The organism is Brachybacterium sp. p3-SID957, from assembly GCF_025144775.1.
Taxonomy (GTDB): Bacteria; Actinomycetota; Actinomycetes; order Actinomycetales; family Dermabacteraceae; genus Brachybacterium; species Brachybacterium epidermidis.
Genome location: NZ_JALXKT010000013.1, coordinates 26,641 through 50,010, shown reverse-complemented (window position 1 = coordinate 50,010; position 23,370 = coordinate 26,641). Strand labels below are relative to the sequence as shown.

Here is a 23,370-nt window from a genome sequence, read left to right as displayed (position 1 = left end):
TCATACGGAGGTTCGGCGCGGGAACTCTCAGCCCCCGGCCAGAGGATCGATCACACCGGCCCACAGCAGGACCAGCAGCAGCGCGCCGGCGATCACCCGGTAGAGCACGAAGGGCATGTAGGAGCGGTTCTCGATCAGTCGCATGAACCACACGATGACCGCGTACCCCACCGCGAAGGACACCACCGTGGCCACGACGATCGCCACCAGGGAGGGCTCGCCGGCTGCCGCAGCAGCGGCGCGGCCGTCGGCGGTCAGCAGCGCGGGGACCTCCTGGGCGGCCTTGTAGAAGCCCGAGGCGAACACGGCGGGAACCGCCAGGAGGAACGCGTACCGTGCAGCGGCCTGCCGGGAGTACCCCATCAGCAGGCCCGCGGTGATGGTGCCGCCGGAACGGGAGACCCCGGGGATCAGCGCCAGAGCCTGGGCCAGGCCATACAGGATGCCGTCGCGCACGGTGAGGTCCTTCAGCTCCTTGCGCTGCGGCGCGATGCGATCGGCCACGCCCAGCAGCAGGCCGAAGAGGATCAGCATGGTGGCGGTGATGTACAGGTTGCGCAGGGAGTGGTCGATCTGGTCCTCGAACAGCAGACCGAGCACGCCGATGGGGATCGAGCCGATGATCACCATCCAGCCCATCCGCACATCCGGGTCCGAGTGCGGGATCCTCCCGGCCAGTGCCCTGAACCATGTGCCGATGATGCGGGTGATGTCGTTCCAGAAGTAGATCAGCACCGCGGTCTCGGTGCCGAGCTGGACGATCGCGGTGAAGGCTGCACCGGGCTCCTGACCGGGCTCCAGGAGCTCTCCGGCCACGCGCAGGTGCGCGCTGGAGGAGATGGGGAGGAACTCGGTCAGGCCCTGCACGATGCCCAGGATGATCGCTTCGAGGAAGGACACCGGCACTGCTCCTAATGCTGGGCGCACACGGGATGCGCGAGGGACGGGCTCGAGGTGGCGGCCGAAGCTCCGGAGTCGACGCTCGGAAGCCGACGCTCAGGATATGAGGCCCCGAAGCCGGGGGCCGCCGGCCCCTTGGACACAGTACGCGGCGCCCGGCCGCTGCCCGGGTGCCGCGTGGCGCTGCGAGGTGAAGATGAGATGCAGATCCCGTGGAGGGATCAGCGCCGAGAGATCACCGGGTCCTCGTCATCGTCGTCATCGTCGTCGTAGTCGCCGTCCTCATCGTCGTCGTCCTCATCGTCGTCGAAGTCGTCATCGTCCTCGTCGTCGAAGTCGTCGTCATCGTCGTCGAAGTCGTCATCGTCGTCCTCGAGGTCGTCGAGATCTTCGAGGTCGTCGTCGTCGAAGTCGTCCTCGCCGTCGAAGACGACCAGCGGGGTTGCCACGTCGTACGTGTCGAACAGCGCGTCGTCGTAGGCATCGAAGGCCGTGGTGAGACGATCGGTGGCGGCCTCGAGGGCGGGATCGCTGTCGCCACGGGAGGCGGCTGCGGCTTCGTAGTGGCGTTCCAGGGCGGCGATCAGCGCAGCAAGAGCGGAGCGAGGATCCGTGTTCATGGTTGGACCGTACCCCGTCCGGGGTCAGAATGGACAGTCATCGATCGATCATCCACGACGGGAGGAGCCCGGTGCCCGCAGGACAGAAGCCACCCATGGCCCGGGTGGTCCATGTGCGCGACCCACGAGGCGAGAAGGATCTGCCGCTGGAGAAGGGGCGGCGCCCCGAGGACTACGAGTTCCGCATCATCACCGTGCCGCGGCGCACCTCCATCGGGGCGGTGCGGTCGGTGCTGACGGAGGAGGCGGAGTACGGCCGGTGGGAGCTGGCCCGGTCCCGCATCTACATGGGTGGGCAGAAGAAGGTCTGGATGCGTCGGCGCATCATCCGGGTCCAGTCCACGCTGAGCGGGCCGCTGACGGCCTGATCGACCTCTCGGCGTCCACAATCGCCACCGGGGCCGGGCGCCGCGGTGCGCGCTCTGCTGGAATGGGCGCATGCCACTCCTGGTCCCCGCGATCCCACCTGCGGCACTGCTGGTGCTGCTGGTGGCGTACCTGCCTCCGGCGGTGGTCCTCTCCCGCATCGACGCCGTCCAGCAGCGACTGCCCAATCCCTGGGTCGCAGGCATGACGGCCGCTGTCACCGCCGGGCTGCTGCTCGCCTCCGTGGCGGACCCCTCCGTACGGGGATCCTTGCGCGGGGCGCTGGTGATCGCGGTGGTGCTGGGCCTGGGGGCAGTGCTGGTGGCCCTGGCCGCTCCCCCGCTGCTGGGCATGGGGGATGCGAAGACGGTGCCGGTGGTAATGCTGATGTCCACGGCCCTCGGCGGCGAGGTGCTGATCGGGGCGATCCTGGGCATCGCGGTGCTGGGCGGGGTGGTCGGTGCGGTTGTGCTGATCGCCTCGGGACGAGCGGGCCAGCGCTTCCCCTTCGGACCTGTGCTGCTGGCCGGCCCGTTCCTCGGGCTGCTGGCCTCCCCGCTCGTCGCCGGTGCCCTGGGATCCGCGTGAGGTCTCCTCAGGAGCCGGAGGGCCCTCGCTGCCGTGCCACCTCGTACAGGGCGATGGAACCGGCCACAGCGGCGTTCAGCGAGCTGGCGCTGCCGGTCATGGGGATCTCGGCTAGCTGATCGCAGGATTCGCGCCACCCGGCGCTGAGGCCGATGGTCTCATTGCCGACCACCAGCACGGTGGGCACCGTGAGGTCGGTGTCGGCGAGCTCGTGCCCGCGGGCCTCCTCCAGGCCCACCACCTGCCAGGGCTCCCCCGCCCCGCGGCGCCCCTCCACCCACGACCACAGGTCGCGGTGGGAGTCCAGGCGCACCACAGGTACAGCGAACACCGAACCGGTGCTGGCGCGGATCGCGGCTGGATCCCAGGCATCCGCGCTGCGGCCGGTGATCACCAGCCCGTGCCCGCCCAGTGCATCGACGCTGCGCGCCAGGGAGCCGATGTTCCCCGGCGAGGTGGGCCGGTCGAAGGCCACCACCAGCCCGGTGCCGGTGCCGTTCCCGCTGCCGCGGACATGGCCGCCTCCCTCGCCGGATAGCCGTGCATCCAGCCTGCCCAGGTCGTCCGCGGGCACGGCCGCAATGGCCAGGAGCTCCGGGGGGCCGTCATCGCGCTGTCCCAGTTCGGCCATCAGCTCCGATGCCACCTCCACCACCGGTGCGGGCGGATCCTGCAGCAGCTCGCGCGCCCACCGCGACTGCTCGAGGCGCCCGTCGCTGAGCAGTGCCCGGATCTCGTGCCCGTGGGCGATCGCCTGCGTGATGGGCCGCACGCCGTGCACGATCATCTCGCCGGTGCGGGTGCGCTTGGTGCGGTTGGTCAGCAGGGACTGCCACTGCTGGAAGAGGGCGTTGCGGCGCTCGAGCCGTGCAGGAAGCCTCACGCGCCCGCCCCGTCGTAGCCCAGCTGTCGCCACGCCTCGTACACCGCGATCGAGGCCGCGTTGGCCAGGTTCAGGGAGCGCCGGGCGGGAAGCATGGGGATCCGCACCCGCTCCGTCACCCTCTCGTGCGCCATGGCGTGCTCGGGAAGCCCCGTGGGCTCGGTGCCGAACAGCAGGACGTCCTGCCGCCGGTACTCGATGCGATCGAAGGTGACCTCGCTGTGGGAGGTGAAGGCGAACACCCGCGAGTTCGGGACAGCGGCCAGCGCCGCGTCGAGGTCGGGGTGGATGTGCACATCGGCGAGGTCGTGGTAGTCCAGGCCCGCCCGCCGCAGCTTGGCGTCCTCGAAGTCGAAGCCCAGTGGCTCTATCAAGTGCAGCCGTGCACCTGTGACCGCGGCCAGTCTGATCGCGTTGCCGGTGTTGCCGGCGATCACCGGTTCGTGGAGGAAGACGTGGACCATGTGACTCCTTGATCGACGAAGGGCCCCGGTGCGTGCGACCGGGGCCCTTCGTGACGACGTGTCCGAGGGGGGACTTGAACCCCCACGCCCTAAAGCGGGCACTAGCACCTCAAGCTAGCGCGTCTACCAATTCCGCCACCCGGACAGGTGGTCGCCTTTGCGACGTGGAAACTCTAGCACGCACGCAGGGTCGCGAGCCCCTTCCCTGACGCCTGCCAGCAGCTTCGTGGCGACCATCACGCGATCGTTCAGGAGAGCGCGCCTCGCAGCACGCCCAGTGCAGCAGAGATCGTGTCGCCCATGGAGAGCAGGTGGGGCTCGTCGAGACGCTCGACGAGGTCCTGCAGCGCGGCGGCCGCCAGGGCCAGCATGGTCGGATCGGGATCGATCAGCTGACCACCCTCCCATGCCGCCAGCTCGGCGAGCACCTCGCTGAGCTCCGCGCAGTCGGCAGGGCGGGTGGTGACGAGCAGGTCCACACGGGCGCGGGTGGCCAGGGCGGTGCAGCGCCGCAGCAGCGGGGTGGAGCGACCGGGAAGGATCATGAGCGGGGGCTCGGCCAGGGCTGTCGCGCCCACGGTCTGCGCAGATCCACCCACCTGCAGGACTGCTCCCCGATCTCGGTCCATGAGTCACTCCTTCGCGCTCGGGACGACCGCCGTGCGGCTCGTGCATGCGGCACGTGCCGCTGCTCGACTTTACTTCGGCTTTACCCGCTGGGGCAACCACATCGGACCGGCCCGACCGCTTTGTCCCGACTGTCCGCTCCGCGCGTGCGGAGCCGTGCTCCGGTCAGGCCCGGTCCGCCAGGTGCGCCCGAGCCGCCGCGAGCATCTCCGCCCGGGGCGCCTCCCTGATGCCGAGCATCGACCGCAGCTGCATGTCCGCCTGGTGCACCAGCATCTCCAGGCCGTCGGCGATCTCGGAGCCGGCCGCCCCGAGCAGACACGCCAACGGAGCCGGCCACGGGTCGTACAGCACATCCATGAACACTGCAGGCACGTCGCTCACCCCGGCCCTGTGCCACGCATCGGCGAGCCCCGTGGCCCCCTCCAGGGCCAGTGCACTGATCACCACGTCGGCGGCCAGCACCTGTGCCGCGTCCCCCCAGGGCACCACCGTCACCCGGGCGCCCGCTGCCCTTGCCAGCTCGCTCAGCGGTGCCAGCTTGGTGCGGGTGCGCGCTGTCAGCAGCAGCTGCCGGGCGCCCAGGTCCAGCAGTGCGGCCACGGCACTCAGTGCGGTCGCGCCGGAGCCGATCACGGCACCCACGGCGGGCTCCCGCACGCCGTGGTCGCGCAGGGTCGCCACGATTCCGTGCACATCGTGGTTCTCCGCCCGGAAACCGCCGCCGGGCAGCCGCAGCAGCGTGTTGGCGATGCCCAGCCTCGCCGCGGTGCCGTCCCGCAGATCGGCCAGTGCGAAGGCCTCCGGCTTGCCCGGCATGGTGATGCTGGCACCATCGAGCCCGCGTCCCTCCCCCGCGGCGAGGAAGGCGGCGAGGCCACCAGCAGGGACCTCGAAGCGCTCGTAGACGACGTCCTCGCGTCCCAGCACCGCATAGGCGGTGCGATGCAGCAGCGGGGACAGCGAGTGCCGGATCGGGGATCCGATCACCCCGAAACGGCGCGCCCCAGGGGTCAGCCCTTGCTGTCGGCCCACTGCTGCCATTCGCGCACGTTCTCGGTGTGCTCGTCCCAGGTCTCCGCGAACTTCGTCTCACCGGTGTCAGTGTTGACCGTGACGAAGTAGAGCCAGGCGCCCTCAGGCGGGTTGAGGGTGGCATCCAGGGTGGCACCACCGGGCGAGGCGATCGGGCCGGGAGGCAGGCCGGTGTGGACGTAGGTGTTGTACGGCGAGTCGGTGGCGCGCTCGGCATCGGTGGTGCCCACGCTGGCCTCCTTGCCCGTCACGTAGTGCACGGTGGAGTCGAACTGGAGGGGCATCGGGCTGCCCCCGGCCTCTCCCTTGCCCTCCAGGCGGTTCAGGATGGTCCTCACGACCTTGCCGTAGTCCTCGGCGTTGCGCACCTCGAGCTCGGCGAGGGAGGCGATGGTGAGGGTGCGGTGCCACTGGTCCTCGGGTATCTCGCGCTTGGTGAGCTCCTCCTCCATGCGGCCCCACATCATCGACAGCACGTCGCTGGCGGTCGCGTCCTCGGGGATGTCGTAGCGTCCCGGCCACAGGTAGCCCTCGGGACTGTTCGCGGGGTTCTCCGGCATCCCTAGGGAGGTGTAGTCCTTCGCCGCGGCCTCGAACTCCTCGACCGGGATGTCCGTGCTCTCCGAGAGGATCGGCCAGATCTGCTCCAGCCGGAGGCCCTCGGGGACGATCACCCGGTGTGCGGCGAGGCTGGCCGGATCCAGCAGCAGTCTCAGGGCGTCGGAGGAGTTCATCTCCTTCTTCACGCGGTACAGGCCCGGCTCGATGGAGGAGGCCTCCGGGGTGTTGGAGAAGACGGTGATGAAGGGCCCGGCCGACTTGATCACGCCCTCCTCGACGAGGGTGCTCGCGATGTCGGTGCCAGTGTCACCCTGGGCCACCTCGATGACCACCTCACCGGTGCCGGGGCCGGGGTAGTCCTGCTCCTCGGCCTCGACGCTCACGTTGGAGGTGAGCCACCGGTAGCCCTGGTATCCGCCGAAGGCGAGGCCGCCCAGCACCACCACCACCAGCAGGATCGGGATCAGCGCCCGCAGACCGCCACTGCGGCGGCCACCGCGACGGGATCCCCGACGGTGCGTGCCGCGGGCGTGCTGGTCCTCGACGATGTCCTCGAGGAAGGCGTCCTCGTCGCTCATGCGGAGTCCTCCTGATGGGTTCCGGGAGCCGGCGGGGCCGGGGGATGGTGGGGGTCACCGGGTTCGGTGCGGACGAGCTCGCCTGCCCGGGCCCCGGTGGACCGTTCGACGTCCAGCGCCTGCTGGAGGATCATCACGGCTGCCACCTGGTCCACGACCTCGCGGTGCTTCCGACCGCGACGTCCTGAGTCGTGCAGGGCCCGGTGAGCGGACACCGTGGTGAGGCGCTCGTCGAGCAGACGCACCTCGATGTGGTCACCGGTGCCGGACACCATAGCGACCAGCTCGGCCGCGAACGCCCTCGCCTTGCCGGCGGCGGGCCCCTCGTGTCCCGACAGCGAGCGGGGCAGTCCCACCATGACGACACGGGCGCCGCTGGCGGCCACCTCGGACGCCACCCGGGCGACCGCCTCCCCGCGCGGAACCGTCTGAACCGGGGTGGCGATCATCCCGTCGAGGTCGCTGCGTGCCAGGCCCACGCGGACGTCACCGACGTCGACACCGAGCCGGACGCCGCGGGGCAGGCTCCCGGTCATGCCGACGCGGTCGAGGTGACGCCGGTGCGCACGGCCTCCAGGGCTGCTTCGACGCGCTCGGGATCGCCGCCACCGCCCTGTGCCATATCGGCCTTTCCGCCGCCGCGGCCTCCCATCGCCTCGGCACCGGCGCGCAGGAGGCTGCCGGCGGCCAGGCCCTGCTCACGGGCAGCGGCGTTGGTGGCCACGACGAGCGAGGCGCGGGAGTCCTCGTGTCCCGCCACGGCGATCACGGCCGGCACGTCCTCGCCGAGGCGGGAGCGCAGGTCCTGGACCAGGGTGCGCAGGTCTCCGGCGGAGACGCCCGCCCCGGCATCGTAGGTGAGCATCCGCACACCGGCCACCTCCGTGGCCTGCGCGACCAACTGGCCGGCCTGGGCCTGCAGCTGGGCCCCCCGCATCGCGGCCAGCTGCTTCTCCATGTCCTTGATGCGCTGGGTGAGCGCGCGGACACGCTCGGGGATCTCGTCGCTGCCCACCTTGAGGATCTCGGCCAGCTGGGACACCATCGCGTGCTCCTTGGCGCGGTGACGGTAGGCCGACAGGCCCACCAGTGCATCCACGCGACGCACGCCGGAGCCGATCGACGACTCCCCCATCAGCTGGATCGCACCGATCGCCCCGGTGGTGGGCACGTGGGTTCCGCCGCACAGCTCGCGCGACCAGTCCCCGCCGATGGACACCACGCGCACGATGTCCCCGTACTTCTCGCCGAACAGGGCCTGGGCGCCCAGGGCTTTGGCCTCGTCAAGCGGCATCTGGGTGTCGGTGACCTCCAGCTCGTCCTGCAGGAGGGTGTTGACTCGCCCCTCGATCTGCTCGAGGGCGGAGCGCGGCACGCTCTGGCCGTACCGGAAGTCGAAGCGCATCCGGCCCGGCGAGTTCTCGGAGCCGGCCTGGGTGGCGCCCTCCCCGATCTCCTCGCGCAGGGCCTCGTGGACCATGTGGGTGGCGGTGTGTGCGCGCGCGATGGCGCCGCGGCGCTCGGTGTCGATGGCGGCGATCGCGCCGGAGCCCGGGCTCGCGGCACCCTCGACCAGGCGACCGCGGTGCACGATCAGACCCTTGACGGGCGCCTGGACGTCGTCCACCTCGATGATGCCTCCGCTGTCCAGGGAGATGCGGCCCTGGTCTGCGAGCTGCCCGCCGGCCTCGGCGTAGAAGGGTGTCTCGGCCAGGACGACCTCGACGTCGGCAGGAGCGTGGACCTCGTCCACGAGGCCGCCGTCCACCAGCACCGACTCCACGGAGGTGGCCACGGTGGACTCGGTGTAGCCCAGGAACGGGACGTTCCCTCCGCGCTGGGTGAGCAACCGGTTGTACAGGGCGGTGTCGGTGTGTCCGGACTTCTTCGAGGCCGCATCGGCGCGGGCGCGCTCCCGCTGCTCCTGCATCGCAGTGCGGAAGCCCTCCTCGTCGACCGTCAGGCCCACCTCGCTTGCCATCTCCAGGGTCAGGTCGATGGGGAAGCCGTAGGTGTCGTGCAGGCGGAAGGCGTCCTCACCGGCCAGGGTGCGGCCGCCCTCCTCCTTCACGGCACCGGTGACCTGGTCGAAGATGCTGGTGCCGGTGGCGAGGGTGCGACGGAACGCCTCCTCCTCGGTGTAGATGGTCTCGCTGATGCGCGCGAACTCGGTGCGTAGCTCCGGATAGGAGTCGGCCATCACGGCCTGGCACACGGGAAGCAGCTCGGGCATCGAGGGGCGATCGTGGCCCAGCAGGCGCATGGAGCGCACCGCGCGGCGGATCAGTCGGCGCAGCACGTAGCCGCGCCCCTCGTTCCCGGGGCGCACGCCGTCCGAGCACAGCATCAGTGCGCTGCGCACGTGGTCGGCGATAACCCGGAAGCGGACGTCGTCCTCCTCATCGGCGCCGTAGCGGCGGCCGGAGAGCTCCTGGGCCTTCTCGATGACGGGGAAGACCTCGTCGATCTCGTACATGTTGTCCTTGCCCTGGAGCAGGTACGCCACGCGCTCGAGGCCCATGCCGGTGTCGATGGACTTGAAGTCCAGCTCGCCCAGCAGCGGGTAGTCCTTGCCCGATCCCGCACCGCGCAGGTACTGGTCGAACACCAGGTTCCAGATCTCCAGGTAGCGGTCCGAGGCCTCCTCGCTGGGCCACTCGCGGTGCGCCCCGCCCACCTCCTCGGGCCCGTACTCGGGGCCGCGGTCGTAGTGCCACTCGCCGCAGGGGCCGGCCGGGCCGGGCTGGCCGGTGTCCCAGAAGATCTCCTCGCGCGGCAGGGTGACGATGCGCTCGGCGGGCAGGCCGATCTTGTCGATCAGGACCTTCCTGGACTCCTCGTCCTGCTCCCAGATGGTGATCCACATGCGATCGGGGTCCAGGCCGTAGCCGCCCTGCTCCTGGGGCGTGGTCATCAGCTCCCAGGACAGCTCGATCGCGCCCTCCTTGAAGTAGTCCCCGAAGGAGAAGTTCCCGGCCATCTGGAAGAAGGTGCCGTGGCGGGTGGTGCGGCCCACGTTCTCGATGTCGTTGGTGCGGATGCACTTCTGCACGCTGACGGCCCGCGGCCAGGGTGCGCGCTCCGTCCCGACGATGTAGGGGATGAAGGGGACCATCCCGGCGATCGTGAACAGGATCGAGGGGTCCGAGGAGACCAGGGAGGCGCTGGGCACGACCTGGTGCCCTCGCTTCTCGAAGAAATCGAGGTATCGACGACGGACCTCAGATGCACGCATGGGGGTGTCCTTCCTGGAGCGGTCCCACGGGAGCGCATGCTCACGGGCATGCGGGGGAAGAGCTGTTGTTCGGACGCGAAGGCCCCGGTCAGGGTACCGGAGTACGCCTGCCGGGGCCTTCGTGAGCCTGGGCTGAAGCGGAATGCGTCAGCGAGCGTAGTACTCGACGACCAGCGGGACCTCACAGGTCACGGGGACCTCGGCGCGCTTGGGGCGGGAGACCAGCTTGGCCTTGAGCTCGGCCAGCTCCACCGACAGGTACGAGGGCACGGAGGCCAGCACATCGGCGTTGCCGCCCTCGGCAGCGATCTGGAACGGCTCCATGGCCTGCGACTTGGGCTTGATCTGGATGGTCTGCCCCGGCTTCACGCGGAAAGAGGGGCGGTCCACCAGCTTGCCGTCGACCAGCACGTGACGGTGGGTCACGGCCTGGCGGGCCTGCAGGATGGTGCGGGCGAAGCCGGCGCGCAGCACGAGGGCGTCCAGGCGCATCTCGAGCAGCTCGATCATGCTCTCACCGGTCAGGCCGGACTCCTTGCGGGCGTCCAGGTAAGCGCGGTGCAGCTGCTTCTCGCGCAGGGCGTACTGCGCGCGCAGACGCTGCTTCTCGCGCAGACGCACGGCGTAGTCCGACTCGGTGCGGCGACGGGCGCGGCCGTGCTCGCCCGGGGGGTACGGGCGCTTCTCGAAGTACTTGATCGACTTCGGCGTGAGCGGGAGCCCGAGGGCTCGGGACAGACGCGCCTGACGGCGCGCACGGGTGACGTTGGTCACGAGGTATACCTCTTGTTCGCGTGGTGTGAATCCAGTCTTGCAGCCGCGGATTCAGCCGCTCAGACTACCCCAGCCGGGGGCGCAGCTCAAAGCTCGGCGGCGCAGGTCGTCCCCGGTTTCCCTGTGCAGTCGCTCACGCTCGCCCCCCGCGGACGATCCGGCGCAGCGCGTCCACCCGGCGGGCCACCTCGGCCTCCGCGCCGTGGGTGCCGGGCCGGTAGTAGTCCACGCCGATCAGCTCGTCCGGCGGGTACTGCTGGGGGGCGACCCCGTGGGGCGCGTCGTGTGCGTACACGTACTCCTCACCGTGGCCCAGGTCCTTCGCACCGGAGTAGTGGGCGTCCCGCAGCGCCGGGGGCACGGGGCCCGCCTTGCCCGCGCGCACATCGGCGATGGCCGCGTCGATCGCCTTGTAGGAGGTGTTGGACTTCGGGGCGGTGGCGATGTGCACGACGGCCTGCGCCAGGGGAATGCGCCCCTCGGGCATGCCCAGCATCTGCACCGCCTGCATCGCGGCCACCGCCACCTGCAGCGCGGTGGGGTCGGCCATCCCCACCTCCTCGCTCGCCGCGATCACCACGCGGCGCGCGATGAAGCGGGGGTCCTCCCCCGCCTCGATCATGCGGGCCAGGTAGTGCAGGGAGGCGTCGACGTCGCTGCCGCGCATGGACTTGATGAACGCACTGGTCACGTCGTAGTGCTGATCCCCTGCCCGGTCGTAGCGCAGGGCCGCGCGGTTGACCGCTTGGGCCAGCGTGGCGGCGTCGACCTCACGGGAGTCCTTCATCAGGGCCGCCGCGGCCGCGGCCTCGAGGGAGGTGAGGATCTTGCGGGCGTCCCCGCCACCCAGGCGCAGCAGGGCCTCCCGGGCGTCGTCGGCGAGGGTCACCGCGCCGTCCAGCCCCCGCGGTGAGGTCAGGGCGCGGTCCACCAGCTCGTCGAGGTCCTCCCGTGCCAGCGGCTCCAGGGTGAGCACGATCGAGCGGGACAGCAGGGGTGAGATCACGGAGAAGTAGGGGTTCTCGGTGGTGGCGGCCACCAGGGTCACCCACCGGTTCTCGACGCTGGGCAGCAGGGCGTCCTGCTGGGACTTGGAGAAGCGATGCACCTCGTCGACGAACAGCACCGTCTCCTTGCCGGTGGTGCGCAGGCGGGAGCGGGCGCGGTCCACCACCTCGCGCACCTCCTTCACCCCGGCGAGCACGGCCGAGAGCTCCACGAACTCGCGATCGCCCGAGCTGGCCACCACGTACGCGAGCGTGGTCTTGCCGGTGCCGGGCGGCCCCCATAGGATCACCGAGGAGGGGGCCGTGCGGGAGTCGTCGGCGGCCACCAGTCGGCGCAGCGGGCTGCCGGGCTCGAGAGCGGCGTGCTGGCCGACGACCTCGTCGAGCGAGCGCGGGCGCATCCGCACCGCGAGCGGCGCACGATGGTCCCGATTGCGGTCGGAGAGGGTGCGCGGGGCGGGTGCATCGCCCGCCAGCGAGAACAGGTCCTCCTCCATCCCCCCAGCGTAGTCCGCCCCTGTGACAGGCGGACCGGCACGAGCGGGAGCCGCCCTCCTGTGGCGCGCATCCCGATTGGCAACGGAGGGGAACCTACCGGCCGGTCCCCGCGGCCGTCGCTACTGTTCCTGGATCGACCGACGGCGGTCGAACGGCTTCGACCGACGGCGGTCCATGGCCGAGCACTCACCGAGGACGGACGCGATGACGCACTCCACCCCCAGCGACCCGGTGCTGGACACCGCGCGTATCCGCGACCCCTACGAGCTCGATCCGGCGGACATCCAGGATCCGCCCCGCACCTTCCGCGGCGCGCTGAAGTTCCTGGGCCCAGGCATGATCACCTCTGCGGCCGTGGTGGGCTCCGGCGAGCTGCTGACCGCCACCACCCTGGGCGCCCAGGTGGGCTTCCTGCTGCTGTGGCTGGTGCTGGTCTCGACCTTCGTGAAGGTGTGGGTGCAGATCGAGCTGGGCCGTTGGACCATCTCCACCGGCCGCGTCGCGGTCTCCGGCTGATGACCACGATCGCCTCGATCTTCGACTCCGCGGTCGGCCGGTGGGGTGCGGTGGTGTTCTTGATCGGTGCGGGCACGGCGCTGTTCAAGACCATCATCGCCAACGTGCCCAGCCTGGGGCGGCAGGTGGGCAATACGCTGGCGGTGTTCGGGGCCTTCGACTGGGAGGACCAGAAGGTCCGCGACCGCTGGATGCGCTGGATCATGATCGTGCTGCCCATCCTGTGGGGTCTGTTCGGCACCATCGTGCGCTCCCCGCTGCCGCTGGTGATCCTGGCCGGCGTGATCGGCCTCTACAGCACGATTGCCGACCTGCTCGGTTGAGAAGGGAGCACCATGCTCGCCGTCGTCGTCCATGCCCCCGGTGACCTCCGTGTGCAGGAGGTGCCCGATCCCGTCCCGACGCCCGACGAGGTGCTGCTGCGGATGTCCTTCGGTGGCATCTGCGGCTCCGACATCGCCTACTGGCGCAGCGGCATCAGCGGCACCGCGGTGCTGAAGGATCCACTGATCCTCGGCCATGAGGTCTCCGGCACCATCGAGGCGGTCGGCGAGGACGCCCTCGCCGCGGTGGAAGCGGCCGGGCTGGGGACCGGCTCCGCGGTGACCGTGCACCCGGCCACCCTCGTCGGCCGGTACCGGATGCCGGCCGAGATCGCGGATCGCACCAACCTGTGGCCGCAGGTCCGCTACTTCGGCTCGGCCGCGTTCGATCCGCACGAGCAGGGCGGCTTCTCCACCCTGCGCGCCGTGCGCCCGGACCAGCTGCGGGCGGTGCCCGCGGGCGTCACCCTGGAGCACGCGGCCCTGGCCGAGCCCTTCGCGGTCGCCCTGCACGCCGTCGCCCGCGCCGGTGACGTCTCCGGTCGCAGCGTGCTGGTCAACGGGGCCGGCCCGATCGGGGCCCTCGCTGTGGCAGCGGCCAGGCTGGCCGGTGCCGATCGCGTCGTCGCGGCCGACCTCTCCCCGGCCGCGCTGGAGATCGCCCGTGCCATGGGCGCCGACGGGACGGTCGACGTCGGCGCCGGTGACGCACTGCCCGCCGACGTGGACGTGGCGATCGAGGCCTCCGGCGCACCCCGCGCCCTGGGCGGGGTGGTCGCAGCCGTGCGCCGCGGTGGCGTGCTGGTGCAGGTGGGGAACCTCCCGGCCGGCGAGGTGCAGGCCAGCCTGGGCGGGATCGTCACCCGGGAGATCGAGTACCGCGGCTCCTACCGCTTCGTCGACGAGATCAGCGGCGCCCTGGAGGCCATGGCGGGAGGTCTGGACGTGTCCCCGCTGATCACCCACACGGTCCCGCTGGACAGGGCCGTCGAGGGCTTCGAGATCGCAGCGGATCGCTCCACCGGATCCTCGAAGGTGCTCATCGACCTGCGGTGAGCGCCCTCGCGATGCGACCCGGCCATGAGGGCCCCTCGTAGATCAGTGCCGTGTAGCCCTGCACCAGGTCGGCGCCTGCGGCCAGGCGTGCGGTGACATCGGCCGCGGTGGTGACCCCACCGCAGCTGATCACCACGGAGCCTGTCGGCAGCTCCTCGCGCAGCAGGCGCAGCACCTCCTCGGAACGGCCCGCCAGGACGGGGCCGGAGAGCCCACCGGCACCGATGCGCTCGATCCGGGCGCGGTCCTCGCGCAGGCTCTGGGGACGCTCGATGGTGGTGTTGGTGGCGATGACGCCGGCCAGGCCCAGTTCGGCCACCAGACGCGCCACCTCCCGCACGTCATCGTCATGGAGGTCGGGAGCGATCTTCACCAGCACCGGCACGGCACGACGCAGCCGCCGTTCGGAGCGGGCCGCCTCCTCGAGGACCGCCCTCAGCACGGGCCGCAGCGACTCCACGGACTGCAGGTCGCGCAGGCCGGGAGTGTTGGGGCTGGACACGTTCACGGCGAGGTAGCTGGCGTAGGGGGCCAGGGTGCGGGCGGAGAAGCGGTAGTCCTCAGCCGCGTCCTCGAGCGGGGTGGACTTGGACTTGCCGATGTTCACGCCGATCACGGCGCGCTGCCCGCGCTCGCTGCGCCGCACGCGCGAGAGCCGCTCGGCCAGCTGGGCAGCACCGCGATTGTTGAACCCCATGCGGTTGATCAGTGCGCGGTCCTCCACCAGGCGGAAGCACCTCGGTGCGGGGTTGCCCGGCTGCGGACGCGCGGTCACCGTCCCCACTTCCACGTGGCCGAAGCCCAGGTCCAGCAGAGCCAGCGGCACCTCGCCGTCCTTGTCGAACCCGGCGGCGAGACCGAAGGCGTGGGGGTGACGCAGACCCAGCACCTCGGGCCCCTCGGCCGCGGCGCGCACCGGGTCGGGCACGCGGAACAGCGCCCTCAGCAGCAGGCCGCTTCCGGGCAGGGCGGAGACCAGCTGGAGGGCGTCCACGGTGAGATGGTGCGCGCGCTCGGGGTCGATGCGGCGCAGCACGTGGCGGAACACGAGCGGGTACAGACCGCGGGAGGCAGGAGTCGGGGAGATCACGGGGTCACGGTACGTGCTCGGCGGGGCACCGCGCGCCCCTTTCGTCCTGCGAACGATTCCCGACGGCATCGCGTGCACGGGGATGCGGCGACCGAACGGTGGTGAGGCGGCGCTGTCGTCGGGGGATCAGCGCGAGCGCTTCCGCATCAGGTAGGTCAGCGCGACCACGGGCAGGAGCAGCGGGATGAACCCGTAACCGATGCCGTAGACGGACCACACCGTGTCGTCGGGGAACAGAGAGGGTGCCAGCACGCTCACCGTTCCCACGCAGACCACGCCGACCAGCTCCAGCACCACCAGCCACAGGGCTGCCCGGGATCCGTCCCGGCCCCTCACCAGCGCGACCGTCACCGCGATGTAGGTGATCGCCGCCAGCAGCGAGAGCGAGTAGGCCAGCGGTGCGGCATCGAAGTCGCGCAGGATCTGCACCAGGCTGCGGGCGGTCGCGGAGATCGCGAAGATGCCGTAGACGATCACCAGCACCGTGGTGAAGCCTCGCGAGCGGGATGCGCGCGCGCCCGTCGGTCCGTGAGGGCTCATGCGAACCCTCCCGGCCAGATCTGCTCGAGTCGCATCGCCAGCACGGTCAGGGTCACGGCGACCACGCCGATGGCGAGGCTCCCCCAGCGGGTGCGCTCCCAGATGCCCAGCCAGGCGCCCCCGATGGGCAGCACCACCCCTGTGAGCAGGTATCCGTACAACGTGACCGGGTCGGTCACCTCCCCGCCGCCGAGGTCGCGCATCACCAGCCCCAGCCCGAGCACCACCCACACCACCAGCACCAGGGCGACCGCGCCCAGCAGCACCAGGTCCGCGGCGAGGTCGCGCAACGTGTAGTAGGCCGCAAGGGCCGCAGTCAGTCCGCACACCACGTACAGCACGATCATCAGCACCTGCATGGGTGGCGTCGTCCTCCTCGGCCCGGGATCGGGTGGATCCGGGTGTCGATGCTGCGGCCATCCGCTCGCCCGCCCCACGGGCGGCCAGCGACCGAACGGGGTGTCGGGGCCGACGCCTACGATAGATCCATGCCAATGATCAGTGTGTCCACAGCTTCCGTGCACGACGTCGAGGCCGACGTCCTCATCCTCCCGCTGCTGAGCGGGAAGGACGATTCCCCCGCCACAGTTCCCGGTGCACCCGAGGTCACCGAGGCGATCGCCGCTCTGGAGCCGAGCAGCGCCCGCGGCGACGTGCACCGCATCCCCTCCTTCTCACTCGCCGCTGCCGGGTCCCTGCTGCTGGTCGGCGTGGGCGCCTCCTCGCTGGACGAGGTCTCGGCGGAGGATCTGCGCCTCGCGTACGGCGCCGCCTCCCGCGTGCTGACGGGCGTCGGCACCGCCGCCCTCGCACTGCCCGGGGGCAGCGCCGAGCAGCTCGCCGCGGCCATCGAAGGGGCTGCGCTCGGCGCCTACGCCTTCAACGCCCACAAGTCGGAGTCCTCCAAGGCGAAGCCCGCTGTGCAGTCGCTGGTGGTGCTCGCCGAGGACGAATCCGCAGCCACCACGGCCGCGGAGCGGGCGGACGTGCTCGCCGGAGCCGTGGGCATCGCACGGGACCTGGTCAACACTCCCCCGAACCTGCTCTACCCGGCCGAGTTCGCCCGTCGGGCCCAGGAGCTCGTGGAGGATCTGCCGATCACCGTGACCGTGCTGGACGAGAAGGAGCTGGCCGAGGGCGGTTACGGCGGCATCATCGGCGTGGGCCAGGGCTCCAGCCGCCCGCCGCGCCTGGTGCGCCTGGAGTACGCGCCCGAGGGCGCCGCTCAGTCGGTCGCCCTGGTGGGCAAGGGCATCACGTTCGACACCGGCGGCATCTCCATCAAGCCGGCTGCGGGCATGGACGAGATGACCTCCGACATGACCGGCGCCGCCACCGTGCTGGCCGCCACCGTGGGCGCGGCTCGCCTGGGCCTGGGCGTGAGGATCACCACCTTCCTCGCACTGGCCGAGAACATGCCGGGCGGCGGCGCACAGCGTCCCGGTGACGTCGTCACCATGCGCAACGGCATGACCGTCGAGGTGCTCAACACCGACGCCGAGGGTCGCATGGTGATGGCCGACGCCCTCGTCGACGCCGTCGCCACCGAGCCGGACCTGGTGATGGACGTGGCCACCCTCACGGGCGCGGCGATGGTGGCGCTGGGCAAGCGCACCGCCGCGGTGATGGGCACCGAGGCCGCGCGCGAGGCGGTGATGGAGGCATCGGCTCAGGCAGGCGAGCCGTTCTGGCCGCTGCCGTTCCCGGCCGAGCTGCGTGCGGACCTCACGGGTCGGGTCGCGGATCTGCGCAACATCGGTGAGCGCTGGGGCGGCGCGCTGTCCGCCGGAGTGTTCCTCAAGGAGTTCGTGGGAGAGGCCGAATGGGCTCATCTCGACATCGCCGGCCCCGCGTTCTCCACCGCACCGCTGGGCTACATGGGCAAGGGCGCCACCGGTATGAGCGTGCGCACAGTCCTGCAGGTGATCGAGGACCGCGCCAGCTGACCGAACGTCCGAGCACACCGTACGGCGCCGCCTCGTGCCCTAGCATGGGTCTCGAAGGCGGCGCCGTCCGGTTGGGCCGGGCGCACAGGCCGCGATCATCACTCAGCGAGGGAGCACACAGGTGGCTGCAACGACCACTGACCAGTTCGACGTCGTGATCCTGGGGGGTGGCAGCGGGGGCTACGCGGCTGCGCTGCGCGGCGCCCAGCTCGGTCTGACCATCGCCATGGTGGAGAAGGACAAGCTCGGCGGCACCTGCCTGCACCGCGGCTGCGTCCCCACCAAGGCCATGCTCCACGTCGGCGAGGTCGCCGACGCCCCCTCGGAGGGCAAGGACCTCGGCCTGGACATCTCCCTCAACGCGGTCGATGTCGAGAAGGTGCTCGGCTTCAAGGACAAGGTCATCGGGCGTCTCTACAAGGGCCTGCAGGGCCTGGTGAAGTCCCGTGACGTCGAGTACGTCGAGGGCTTCGGCCGCCTCACCGGCAAGAACCAGGTCACCGTGGAGACCGGCGACGGCGAACGGGTGCTGACCGGCAAGAACATCGTCCTTGCCACCGGTTCCTTCTCCAAGACCCTGCCGGGCATCGAGCTGGGCGGTCGGATCCTGGACTCGGAGGCCGCGCTGCAGCTGCCCGAGGTGCCGAAGAACCCGATCATCCTGGGCGGCGGCGTCATCGGCGTGGAGTTCGCCTCGGTGTGGAAGTCCCTCGGCGCCGAGTCGGTGACCATCGTGGAGGGCTTGCCCCACCTGGTGGCCAACGAGGACGAGTCCCTCTCCAAGGCCCTTGAGCGCTCCTTCAAGAAGCGCGGCATCAAGTTCTCCCTCGGGGTGTTCACCGAGAAGGTGGAGCCCAGCGACTCCGGCGTCAAGGTCACCCTGGCCGACGGCACCGTCTTCGAGGGCGACTACCTGCTGGTGGCGGTGGGCCGTGGCCCCGTCACCAAGGACCTCGGCTACGAGGAGCAGGGCATCGAGATGGATCGCGGCTTCGTGCTGGCGGACAAGGGGACGCTGGAGACCAGCGTGCCCGGCATCTACGCCGTGGGCGACATCGTGCCCGGCCTGCAGCTGGCTCACCGCGGGTTCCAGCAGGGCATCTTCGTGGCCGAGCTCATCGCCGGGCAGAACCCCGCCCCGATCGTGGAGTCCGGGATCCCCCGCATCACGTACTGCGAGCCGCAGCTCGGCTCCGTGGGACTGACCGAGAAGCAGGCGAAGGAGCAGCTGGGCGACGACGCCGTGCAGACCTACGAGTACAACCTCGGCGGCAACGGCAAGTCCCAGATCCTCGGCACCACCGGCTTCATCAAGCTGGTCCGTGAGAAGGACGGCCCCATCGTGGGTGTCCACATGGTCGGCTCGCGCATGTCCGAGCTGATGGGCGAGGCGCAGCTGATCGTCAACTGGGAGGCCTACCCCGAGGACGTCGCCTCCCTGGTCCACGGCCACCCCACGCAGCACGAGGCCATGGGCGAGGCCGCCCTGGCCCTCGCCGGCAAGCCCCTGCACGCCCACGCCTGAGCCTGACGCCACCAGAAGGAGAACATCATGTCCGAAACCGTGAAGATGCCCGCACTGGGCGAGTCCGTCACCGAGGGCACCGTCACCCGGTGGCTGAAGTCCGTGGGCGACACCGTCGAGGTGGACGAGCCCCTGCTGGAGGTCTCCACCGACAAGGTCGACACCGAGATCCCCTCCCCCGTGGCCGGCACCCTGCTGGAGATCCGGGTCGAGGAGGACTCCGACGCCGAGGTCGGTGCCGTGCTCGCGGTCGTGGGTGACGCGAGCGCCGCCTCCTCCGAGGAGCCGGCCGACGACGCCCCCAGGGCCGAGGAGAAGCCCGAGCCCTCCGAGGAGAAGAAGTCCGAGGAGAAGCCCGAGCCGAAGGCGGAGGAGAAGAAGTCCGAGCCTGCCGAGGACAAGACCGAGGCGCCCAAGGGCGAGGAGAAGCAGGATCCGTCGGCTCCCGCCTCCGCGCCGAAGGCCGCGGACTCCGTCAGCGGTGCCGAGGGCTCCGGCTACGTGACCCCGCTGGTGCGCAAGATGGCCTCCGAGGCCGGTATCGACCTGTCCTCGGTCAAGGGCACGGGCCTGGGCGGTCGCATCCGCAAGCAGGACGTGCAGGAGGCGATCGACGCCGCCGAGCAGGCCGCATCCGCTCCGGCGGCCACGCAGCAGGCAGCCCCTGCTGCTCAGGCCCCGAAGCAGGCCCCGAAGGTCGAGGTCTCCCCGCTGCGCGGCACCGAGGAGAAGATGAGCCGGATCCGCAAGATCACCGCGAAGCGCATGGTGGAGTCCCTGCAGACGCAGGCCCAGCTCACCACCGCCGTCGAGGTGGACATGACCCGCGTGGCGAAGCTGCGCAGTGCGGCCAAGGACGCCTTCGCCCAGCGCGAGGGCGCCAAGCTCACCTTCCTGCCGTTCATCATGATGGCCGCGGTGGAGGCGCTGAAGACCTACCCGAAGATCAACGCCGAGATCGACGGCGACATGATCAAGTACAACGCCTCCGAGAACATCGGCATGGCAGCGGACACCGAGCGCGGCCTGGTGGTGCCGGTGATCAAGAACGCCGGCGATCTCAACCTGGCGGGTCTGGCCCGTCAGATCGGCGAGCTCGGCGGCAAGGCGAAGAACAACAAGCTGGGGCCGGACGATCTCTCCGGTGCGACGTTCACCATCACCAACACCGGTTCCGGTGGTGCCCTGTTCGACACCCCGATCGTGCCCAACCCGCAGGTGGGCATCCTGGGCTGCGGCACCATCGTCAAGCGTCCGGCCGTGGTGCAGAACGCCGAGGGCGATGACTCCATCGCCATCCGCTCGATGATGTACCTGTTCCTCTCCTACGACCACCGACTGGTGGACGGCGGCGATGCCGCGCGCTTCCTCACCCACATGAAGAAGCGCCTCGAGGACGGCGCGTTCGAGGCCGAGCTCGGTCTGTGAGCAGTGGGGTCGCCCTGAGGCGGCTCTGAGGTCGGCAGGGGGGCGGGCCCCCCGGGGGGGGCGCCCGCGGGGCGGGGGCCCCCCCCCCCCGGGGCCGGCGCCCCGGGCCCCCCCACCTCTCCCCCAGGACCGGCCCCTTCGAGGGGCCACATCCCGCCATCCCCGGCGGGAGGACATGCGCAGGTCACCCGACCGGCGCACCATGACAGACCCCCGTACGAGCGCATACTCTGCGGGGTACCCCGGGCCACACCGACGCGGCCCCGGGGGCTCAATGAGGAGAACCTATGGGAACGATCTTCCTGTACGAGATCGCCGGCACCGCCATGCTGCTGCTTCTCGGTGGCGGCGTGGTCGCCAACAACATCCTGGCCAAGACCAAAGGCTTCGGCGGCGGCTGGCTGATGATCAACTTCGGCTGGGGCCTCGGCGTGTTCGCCGGTGTCTACGTGGCCTACAAGACCGGCGCGCACCTGAACCCGGCCGTCACCCTGGGCCTGCTGGCCAACGGCTCGGACATGTTCGCCGGCAACCCCGACGCCGGGCTGGCGGCCATCCCCGGCACCATCCCCAACGTGCTGGCCTACCTGGTCGCGCAGCTCATCGGTGCCTTCATCGGCGCCGTACTGGTGTGGCTGTCCTACAAGCAGCACTTCGACGTGGAGGAGGACCAGGGCAAGATCCTGGGCGTGTTCTCCACCGGTCCGGAGATCCGCTCCTACGGCTGGAACCTGGTCACCGAGATCATCGCTACCTTCGTGCTGGTGCTCGTGATCATCATGTTCGGTGCCACCCCCTCGGGCCTGGGCCCGCTGGCCGTGGCCCTGCTGGTGCTCGTCATCGGCGCCTCTCTCGGTGGGCCCACGGGCTACGCCATCAACCCAGCGCGTGACCTGGGCCCCCGCCTGGCGCACGCGATCCTGCCGATCCCGGGCAAGGGCAGCTCCGACTGGGGCTACTCGTGGGTCCCGATCGTCGGCCCGATCATCGGCGGCATCCTCGCGGGCCTCGCCGCGAAGATCCTCGCCTGACCTGTGCGGGGGCCGTCCTTCCCGGGCGGGCCCCGCCCCCCCGCCCCCGGGGGGGGGGGGGGCTCCGCTGCGTCCAGCCGCGGGGGCTCCCCGTGTCAGCTCTCCAGAGAGCGGCGATCCCCGGCCAGCTCGCCCTCAATGGTGGGAGCGTGGTGGAAGATCTCCTCGACCGCCTCGACCACGGAGCGTGCCACGGTGCGGGAGCCGACGCCGCCGATGACGGCACCCACCCCGAAGGGCAGCAGGCGTCCCAGCCAGAGACCACCGCTGCGGGCCAACACCCGGCGGCGCACGTACCGGGTGATCTGCTTGTTCACCAGGGCAGGCACGCGGCCGCTGCCGCCCAGGACGGCGTTCCACTGCAGGCCCTGCTTGCCCAGGGCCTTGGCGACGATCTCCGTCCCGTGCTCACCGTCCAGGACCGCGGTCATCACCAGCTGCCTGGTCTGCTTGTCGCGCATGTCGACGCCGTAGATCTCGGCGGCCAAGAGGGTCAGGAAGGCGCAGGCCTCGGCGAAGGAGACGCCTTCACCGACGCTCACGCCCACGGCGACGGCGGTGCCGATGCCGGGCAGGGCGGCGACGCCGCCCACGCCTGCACCGGTCACGGTGAGCAGGTTCGTAAAGCAATCGGAGACGTGCTCGAGCAGCTCCTCCCGCGTGGCGCCGGGGTGCTTGGCGCGCAGGCGGGACACGTAGCTGCGGGCCAGGGGGGTCTGCACCTTCAGGGCGGTGTCGATCAGCGACATCCAGCGCTCGTCGATCTGCTCGACGAACTCGCCGTCGGCGTGGCTGTCCTGCTGCTCCGGGTCAGGGGTGCTGGGGCTCACCGGGGGCTCCTTACGAGGGGGTCGTGGACAGGGGTCAAGCTATCGCTTTTCCCCTGGCGTGCGCTCCACGAGCACCTGGCCGGTCCCCAATCGGGTGATCTCCCCCTCGAGGCCCAGCCGGCGCACCGCCTCGGGCATGTCCTCGTACAGGGCGGTGTACCCGGCCTGCACGAAGGAGCGCGGGACGCCGCGGTCGTGGCAGAGGATCCCGGCCAGGTGGTCGGTCTCGTGCTGCACGATGCGGGCGGGCCATCCCACGAACTCCTCGTCGATCTCGCGCAGCTCGTCGTCGGCCAGCAGCTCGACGGCGCGCAGACGCACCCGGCGCGACCGCGCCACGATCGACTGCCAGCCGTCGACCGACAGGCACCCCTCCCAGGCGTAGACGGCCTGCTCGCCGAGCAGCTCCACCTCGGGGTCCAGGAACGCGCGCAGGGGCACCGGGGTGCGCTCCAGCGGATCCTGCAGGTCGGCCCCCTGCTCGGGCACCCCCTGCTGCTGGGCCGACTGCTCCTCGGGGGCGAAGCGGTCCTCGATCACGTACAGGCGCAGCGGCAAGCCGATCTGGGGTGCCGCGAGCCCCACACCGGGGGCCTCGCGCATGGTGACGGTCATGGCCTCGACCAGTTCGCGCAGCAGCGCGGCATCGAGGCGGCCGCGGGCTGCCAGGGGTCGTCTGCGCAGGGCGGGGTGACCGGCCTGCACGATCGGCACGGGCCCCTGCGGGGCGGCACGGCGGTCAAGGATCTTCCGGGTGAGCTGTGCGATGTCCACCGGGCCAGTATCCCCGGCTCGATCCCCGACACGGCAGTCCCACCAGCCCTTCGGCACGGGACGAGTCCCCCACCTGCTGTAGACTGTGCCGACCGGTGCAACGGCGCACCTCCTCGCGAGAGCGCAGACCGGTGAGCAGCACTTCACAACGGAACGTCCGGCACGTACCTGCCGG

At 70.8% G+C, this 23,370-nt stretch carries 24 protein-coding genes, 1 tRNA gene and 1 pseudogene; 9 read left to right on the top strand and 17 right to left on the bottom strand.

Going from position 1 to position 23,370, the window contains the following annotated elements; translation table 11 throughout:
- Positions 1-27: 27 nt before the first annotated feature.
- Together M3B01_RS04715 and M3B01_RS04710 are read right to left on the bottom strand one after the other, a co-directional pair.
- Positions 28-900, bottom strand: a complete 873-nt coding sequence (locus M3B01_RS04715) for an undecaprenyl-diphosphate phosphatase (protein ID WP_259789812.1) — start codon at positions 898-900, stop codon at positions 28-30.
- Between the two features lie 221 nt (positions 901-1,121).
- A complete protein-coding gene (locus tag M3B01_RS04710; protein ID WP_259789810.1) occupies positions 1,122-1,520 on the bottom strand; it encodes a DNA primase in 399 nt (132 codons plus the stop codon).
- Positions 1,521-1,591: 71 nt separating this feature from the next.
- Between M3B01_RS04710 and M3B01_RS04705 the strand changes: the two genes are divergently transcribed.
- Both M3B01_RS04705 and M3B01_RS04700 read left to right on the top strand, forming a co-directional pair.
- Positions 1,592-1,888, top strand: a complete 297-nt coding sequence (locus M3B01_RS04705; protein WP_259789808.1) for a DUF5703 family protein — start codon at positions 1,592-1,594, stop codon at positions 1,886-1,888.
- A gap of 70 nt (positions 1,889-1,958) precedes the next feature.
- On the top strand, positions 1,959-2,474 hold the full coding sequence (locus M3B01_RS04700; RefSeq protein ID WP_259789807.1) for a hypothetical protein: 516 nt from the start codon (positions 1,959-1,961) through the stop codon (positions 2,472-2,474).
- A 7-nt stretch (positions 2,475-2,481) separates the two neighbouring features.
- Here M3B01_RS04700 and M3B01_RS04695 read toward each other — a convergent pair whose 3' ends face one another.
- From M3B01_RS04695 to M3B01_RS04650, 10 genes are all read right to left on the bottom strand, one after another.
- Positions 2,482-3,357: an RNA methyltransferase gene (locus M3B01_RS04695; RefSeq protein WP_259789805.1), complete on the bottom strand. Its 876-nt coding sequence runs from the start codon at positions 3,355-3,357 to the stop codon at positions 2,482-2,484.
- Complete coding sequence (locus M3B01_RS04690) at positions 3,354-3,821, bottom strand: tRNA (cytidine(34)-2'-O)-methyltransferase (RefSeq protein ID WP_259789803.1); 468 nt, start codon at positions 3,819-3,821, stop codon at positions 3,354-3,356. Before M3B01_RS04690 ends, M3B01_RS04695 begins: the two co-directional genes overlap by 4 nt.
- A gap of 59 nt (positions 3,822-3,880) precedes the next feature.
- Positions 3,881-3,966, bottom strand: a tRNA-Leu gene (locus M3B01_RS04685).
- Positions 3,967-4,069: 103 nt separating this feature from the next.
- Positions 4,070-4,450, bottom strand: a complete 381-nt coding sequence (locus M3B01_RS04680; RefSeq protein WP_259789801.1) for a hypothetical protein — start codon at positions 4,448-4,450, stop codon at positions 4,070-4,072.
- A 163-nt stretch (positions 4,451-4,613) separates the two neighbouring features.
- Positions 4,614-5,438, bottom strand: coding sequence for a shikimate dehydrogenase (locus tag M3B01_RS04675; protein ID WP_259789800.1), 825 nt, complete (start codon positions 5,436-5,438; stop codon positions 4,614-4,616).
- A gap of 23 nt (positions 5,439-5,461) precedes the next feature.
- Positions 5,462-6,622, bottom strand: a complete 1,161-nt coding sequence (gene mltG / locus M3B01_RS04670) for an endolytic transglycosylase MltG (protein WP_259789798.1) — start codon at positions 6,620-6,622, stop codon at positions 5,462-5,464.
- Positions 6,619-7,158 (bottom strand): Holliday junction resolvase RuvX, encoded by a 540-nt coding sequence (gene ruvX / locus M3B01_RS04665; RefSeq protein ID WP_259789796.1) that lies wholly within the window; start codon positions 7,156-7,158, stop codon positions 6,619-6,621. The genes mltG and ruvX overlap by 4 nt, the downstream gene beginning before the upstream one ends.
- Entirely contained in the window at positions 7,155-9,857 is a 2,703-nt protein-coding gene (gene alaS, locus M3B01_RS04660) for an alanine--tRNA ligase (protein WP_259789794.1), read from the bottom strand. Before alaS ends, ruvX begins: the two co-directional genes overlap by 4 nt.
- 147 nt (positions 9,858-10,004) lie before the next feature.
- Positions 10,005-10,631 carry a 30S ribosomal protein S4 gene (gene rpsD / locus M3B01_RS04655; protein WP_259789792.1) on the bottom strand — a complete coding sequence of 209 codons (627 nt, stop codon included), beginning with the start codon at positions 10,629-10,631 and terminating at the stop codon, positions 10,005-10,007.
- A gap of 133 nt (positions 10,632-10,764) precedes the next feature.
- Positions 10,765-12,135: a replication-associated recombination protein A gene (locus M3B01_RS04650; protein ID WP_259789791.1), complete on the bottom strand. Its 1,371-nt coding sequence runs from the start codon at positions 12,133-12,135 to the stop codon at positions 10,765-10,767.
- A gap of 205 nt (positions 12,136-12,340) precedes the next feature.
- Between M3B01_RS04650 and M3B01_RS04645 the strand changes: the two genes are divergently transcribed.
- The 3 genes from M3B01_RS04645 to M3B01_RS04635 are packed head-to-tail and all read left to right on the top strand — an operon-like array spanning position 12,341 to position 14,031.
- The gene (locus M3B01_RS04645; RefSeq protein WP_259789790.1) at positions 12,341-12,652 is read left to right on the top strand and encodes an Nramp family divalent metal transporter; all 312 of its coding nucleotides are present in this window, start codon (positions 12,341-12,343) and stop codon (positions 12,650-12,652) included.
- Positions 12,652-12,975 carry a hypothetical protein gene (locus M3B01_RS04640; RefSeq protein ID WP_259789789.1) on the top strand — a complete coding sequence of 108 codons (324 nt, stop codon included), beginning with the start codon at positions 12,652-12,654 and terminating at the stop codon, positions 12,973-12,975. The genes M3B01_RS04645 and M3B01_RS04640 overlap by 1 nt, the downstream gene beginning before the upstream one ends.
- A gap of 12 nt (positions 12,976-12,987) precedes the next feature.
- Entirely contained in the window at positions 12,988-14,031 is a 1,044-nt protein-coding gene (locus M3B01_RS04635) for an L-idonate 5-dehydrogenase (protein ID WP_259789787.1), read from the top strand.
- Here M3B01_RS04635 and M3B01_RS04630 read toward each other — a convergent pair.
- The 3 genes from M3B01_RS04630 to M3B01_RS04620 form a co-directional block, all read right to left on the bottom strand.
- Complete coding sequence (locus M3B01_RS04630; protein WP_396123335.1) at positions 14,015-15,091, bottom strand: quinone-dependent dihydroorotate dehydrogenase; 1,077 nt, start codon at positions 15,089-15,091, stop codon at positions 14,015-14,017. The two genes, M3B01_RS04635 and M3B01_RS04630, sit on opposite strands and share 17 nt — an antisense overlap.
- Positions 15,092-15,247: 156 nt before the next feature.
- Positions 15,248-15,661 carry a hypothetical protein gene (locus tag M3B01_RS04625; RefSeq protein WP_259789783.1) on the bottom strand — a complete coding sequence of 138 codons (414 nt, stop codon included), beginning with the start codon at positions 15,659-15,661 and terminating at the stop codon, positions 15,248-15,250.
- Positions 15,658-16,020, bottom strand: coding sequence for a hypothetical protein (locus M3B01_RS04620; protein WP_259789781.1), 363 nt, complete (start codon positions 16,018-16,020; stop codon positions 15,658-15,660). Before M3B01_RS04620 ends, M3B01_RS04625 begins: the two co-directional genes overlap by 4 nt.
- A gap of 129 nt (positions 16,021-16,149) precedes the next feature.
- Between M3B01_RS04620 and M3B01_RS04615 the strand changes: the two genes are divergently transcribed.
- The 4 genes and pseudogenes from M3B01_RS04615 to M3B01_RS04600 all read left to right on the top strand — a co-directional run bounded on the left by M3B01_RS04615 (position 16,150) and on the right by M3B01_RS04600 (position 21,591).
- Positions 16,150-17,607, top strand: a complete 1,458-nt coding sequence (locus M3B01_RS04615) for a leucyl aminopeptidase (RefSeq protein ID WP_259789779.1) — start codon at positions 16,150-16,152, stop codon at positions 17,605-17,607.
- A gap of 121 nt (positions 17,608-17,728) precedes the next feature.
- Positions 17,729-19,132 (top strand): dihydrolipoyl dehydrogenase, encoded by a 1,404-nt coding sequence (gene lpdA, locus M3B01_RS04610; protein WP_259789777.1) that lies wholly within the window; start codon positions 17,729-17,731, stop codon positions 19,130-19,132.
- A 33-nt stretch (positions 19,133-19,165) separates the two neighbouring features.
- Positions 19,166-20,560 (top strand): annotated as a pseudogene (gene sucB, locus M3B01_RS04605) (2-oxoglutarate dehydrogenase, E2 component, dihydrolipoamide succinyltransferase); the annotation flags it as partial.
- A 287-nt stretch (positions 20,561-20,847) separates the two neighbouring features.
- Positions 20,848-21,591, top strand: coding sequence for an MIP/aquaporin family protein (locus M3B01_RS04600; protein ID WP_259789775.1), 744 nt, complete (start codon positions 20,848-20,850; stop codon positions 21,589-21,591).
- A gap of 95 nt (positions 21,592-21,686) precedes the next feature.
- Here M3B01_RS04600 and M3B01_RS04595 read toward each other — a convergent pair whose 3' ends face one another.
- The gene (locus M3B01_RS04595; RefSeq protein WP_259789773.1) at positions 21,687-22,421 is read right to left on the bottom strand and encodes a hypothetical protein; all 735 of its coding nucleotides are present in this window, start codon (positions 22,419-22,421) and stop codon (positions 21,687-21,689) included.
- Positions 22,422-22,460: 39 nt separating this feature from the next.
- Positions 22,461-23,195, bottom strand: coding sequence for a peptide deformylase (locus tag M3B01_RS04590; protein ID WP_259789771.1), 735 nt, complete (start codon positions 23,193-23,195; stop codon positions 22,461-22,463).
- Positions 23,196-23,370 lie beyond the last annotated feature (175 nt).